At 63.9% G+C, this 1,394-nt stretch carries 2 protein-coding genes; one reads left to right on the forward strand and one right to left on the reverse strand.

Annotated elements, in window-relative coordinates:
• Positions 1 to 283, forward strand: a 283-nt coding sequence (locus EN749_RS35745; protein WP_245491585.1) for a LysR substrate-binding domain-containing protein, incomplete at its 5' end; no start/stop codon positions are given.
• A gap of 292 nt (positions 284 to 575) precedes the next feature.
• On the opposite strand, the gene EN749_RS35750 is transcribed toward EN749_RS35745, so the two are convergent.
• On the reverse strand, positions 576 to 1,163 hold the full coding sequence (locus tag EN749_RS35750; RefSeq protein WP_128364927.1) for a hypothetical protein: 588 nt from the start codon (positions 1,161 to 1,163) through the stop codon (positions 576 to 578).
• Between the last annotated feature and the right edge of the window lie 231 nt (positions 1,164 to 1,394).

Consider the following 1,394-nt stretch of genomic DNA (forward strand, 5'->3'; position numbering starts at 1 on the left):
CACACCGATTGTCATGCGGCCGCCTGCGGCCGCGACTTCGGATTCTATGGGGTTTTTGCTGCAATCCTGCATCGCGGGCGGCGGGGTCGCACTCCTTCCCGCTTATGTGTGCCAGCCGTCCGTCGCGGTTGGCCGTCTTATGGAACTGCTACCGGGCTGGGAAATTCCACCCTATGAAATGATGCTGATCTTCCCCAACCTGAAGAACCAGTCCAAGGCGCAGGCTGCATTCCGCGATTATGTGAATACCTTCGACTTTTCAGCATTTGCCGTTGGACGATAACCGGAACTTCGCGTGTGAGGGCCGCCCTGTTCCGCAGGCGGCAGATCGCGAATCTTGATGCCGCCCACTTCCAGAAATTCCAGTCCCAGCGGATCGACTGTCGACAGAGATACCGAACTTGTCGGGCCTCGCGAGGCCGAGGGCTGCCTCCAGCACGGCTACCGGAGATAATCCGATCTGCGCGCCCAGCGAGCGCCTCGCAAACCGCTGTGCATGGGGCTCGTCGGACAAGAGGGCGATGATGGCATCGACGAAGAAGATCGGGCGGAGCCGAAGCTCCGCCCGATGGCAGTTAGCCGAGCGCCGCCATCTGAAGATCGGCCGCCTCCCGGCTGACGCCCTGGCCGGGATTCTCGGTCTGGCGTTCGTAAGGCTTCCAGCCTTCACCAACGACGTGCTCGTAGGCGGCGACGGCGCCCTCGGCCGCCATGCGCAACGCGTGGGCTTGAAGGCCCATGTCGGCGGCGAATTCGCGCTTGCGCTGGGCCTTGCTGTCGAAGCCGACCGGACCGTCAATGTCTTCGTCGCGGGTGTCGTTGGCGAGCCTGGCCGTGGCGTCCTTGGCCTCGGTAACGGCTTTCGAGTAGAACTGGCCTGCTCCATAGGCCGAACCGACATGCGAGCCGACGATCCTTTGCAGGTGGATCTGCATGGCCTTTTCGGAAAGACCCTCGGAGAGGGTATCGGCGCTTTCGATCAGGCTGCGCTCATGGAATTCGCGGATGCCGTCGCTGTCGAGGACGGGGAGGCCAAAGCTTTCGGAGATGAGCGTGGCCTGGTGGCCATCCGGGCAGCAGAGCCGGACCATTTCGAGGGTCGTGCCCTTGCGGAGCTGGACGACCCGGGCCTTGGTCTTGGTGGAGCGGGTTGAACTGGACATTGAGCTTACCTTTCTAGCGATGCCCTTCAGGTGTTCCGGCCCGGTGCCGGTCTTCCCTGCGGGTGCGGTCAAAAGGAACCGGCGGAAGGCTGGACGCTTCAGGGTCCGGAGCCTGCCAGGCGAGCGAGGTTGGCTTGCGGACAAGCGGGGCCAGTCCTTCACTGGCCCTGCGTGGGACGCGGGCCAGCCTTGCCGAGATCGGCGGGTTCCGGCCGCTCCGCGGCGCGATAG

It is taken from the genome of Mesorhizobium sp. M7A.F.Ca.ET.027.02.1.1 (assembly GCF_004022985.1).
Taxonomy (GTDB): Bacteria; Pseudomonadota; Alphaproteobacteria; order Rhizobiales; family Rhizobiaceae; genus Mesorhizobium.